This is a genomic window from Streptomyces sp. (genome assembly GCF_036566765.1).
Lineage (GTDB): Bacteria > Actinomycetota > Actinomycetes > Streptomycetales > Streptomycetaceae > Streptomyces.
Genome location: NZ_DATCVQ010000310.1, coordinates 1 through 1,842 on the forward strand (window position 1 = coordinate 1; position 1,842 = coordinate 1,842).

General features: G+C 72.7%; 2 protein-coding genes and 1 pseudogene. All 3 read right to left on the reverse strand.

Translation table 11 applies throughout. The features are described 5' to 3' along the window. Positions 1-310 (reverse strand): annotated as a pseudogene (locus VIU94_RS17805) (hypothetical protein); the annotation flags it as partial. Beyond that, positions 310-927 (reverse strand): SMC-Scp complex subunit ScpB, encoded by a 618-nt coding sequence (scpB, locus tag VIU94_RS17810; protein ID WP_331912634.1) that lies wholly within the window; start codon positions 925-927, stop codon positions 310-312. The pseudogene VIU94_RS17805 and the gene scpB, both read right to left, overlap by 1 nt. Continuing rightward, on the reverse strand, positions 924-1,842 hold a 919-nt coding region (locus VIU94_RS17815), incomplete at its 5' end, for a segregation and condensation protein A (protein WP_331912636.1). The genes VIU94_RS17815 and scpB, both read right to left, overlap by 4 nt.

Sequence of the window (1,842 nt, forward strand, 5' to 3'; positions counted from 1 at the left end):
CGGCGGACTCCATGCCCTCGGCGAGCAGCAGCCCGTTGGAGCGGTGGAGGCTGCGGGCCGCCGTGCCGCGACCCTTCTTCGGGCCCTCGGAGGGGCCGCCCACGTCGTAGGAGCGCTCCTCGGGGCGAGGCCGGCGCGGGTTGCTCGCGCGCTTCTGGTCGTCGCGGCCACTGCCGCCGCCACCGGCGCCCCGGTAGCCGCCACCGCTGCCGCCGCGACCGCCGCCGCCACTGCTGCCGCCGCGGCCGCCGCTCTGGCCACCACGGCTCCCGCCGTTGTTTCCGCTGTTCCTGCCGCTGCTGCTTCGCATCAAACTTCCGTCTTGTCGTCGTCGTTCTCACGATCCGGTGCATCCGGATCGAACGACGGGACCCCTTCCAGCGTGTCCGCCTCGATCGCGTCCGCCTCGGGGAGGAAGGGCGCGAGTTCGGGGAGCTCGTCCAGACCGCGCAGGCCCATCCGCTCCAGGAAGTAGTTCGTCGTCCTGTACAGGATCGCACCTGTTTCGGGTTCCGCGCCCGCCTCCTCCACGAGACCGCGCTGGAGCAGGGTGCGCATGACGCCGTCGCAGTTCACCCCGCGCACCGCGGAGACCCTGGACCGGCTGACCGGCTGGCGGTACGCGACGACCGCGAGGGTCTCCAGGGCCGCCTGGGTGAGCCGGGCCTGCTGCCCGTCGAGGACGAACCGCTCGACGGCGGCGGCGTGCTCGGGGCGGGTGTAGTACCGCCAGCCGCCGGCGACGAGGCGGAGCTCGAAGCCGCGGCCCTGGACGGTGTACTCGTCGGCGAGCTCGCGCAGCGCGTCGCCCACGGCGCGGCGGGGCGCGTCCAGGACCTTGGCGAGGTGCTCCTCGGTCGCGGGCTCGTCGACGACCATGAGGACGGCTTCGAGGGCGGGCTTGAGGTCGTCGCGGACGTCGCTCACTCCGTGACCTCCGTTTCTTGATCGAACTCGTCGGTGACGCGGGTCTCCCCCTCGCCGCCCGTCCAGGACACCGTGAGGTCCCCGAGGGCGTCCGGCTGGTCGAGGGCGACGGCCTTCTCCCGGTACAGCTCCAAGAGCGCCAGGAAGCGGGCGACGACGGTGAGCGTGTCCTCGGCGTCGGCCGCGAGCTCCCGGAAGCTGACGCTCCCGCGCTCCTTGAGCAGGGCGACGACGAGCGCCGCCTGTTCGCGCACGCTGACCAGGGGGGCGTGGATGTGGTCGACGTACACCTGCGGCTTGGCCTTGGGCTGCATGGCCTTGACGGCGAGTTTGGCGAAGCCCTCCGCGCCGATGGTGATGACGACCTCGGGCAGCAGCTCGGCGTGGTGCGCCTCCAGGCCGACGGTTCGCGGGTAGCGCCGCCCCTCGGCCTCCCAGCGCGCGGCGAGGATGTCGGCGATCTGCTTGTACGCGCGGTACTGCAGCAGCCGCGCGAACAGCAGGTCCCGCGCCTCCAGGAGCGCGAGGTCCGCCTCGTCCTCCACCTCGGCGGAGGGCAGCAGCCGGGCGGCCTTGAGGTCGAGCAGCGTGGCGGCGACGACGAGGAACTCGGTCGTCTGGTCGAGATCCCAGTCCGCGCCCATGCCGCGGATGTACGTCATGAACTCGTCGGTCACCTTGGACAGCGCGACCTCGGTGACGTCCATCTTGTGCTTGGCGATGAGCTGCAACAGCAGATCGAACGGCCCCTCGAAGTTCCCCAGCCGCACGGTGAACCGCCCGGGATCGGACGGGCCGGCAGGCTCGGAAAGGCCGTCGGCCGGCGCGGCCGCGGCCTCAGGCTCAGGAAGGCCGTCGGCCGGCGCGGCCGCGGGCTCAGGTACGGCGGGTGGGGCGGGATCCGCGGCCTCCGCC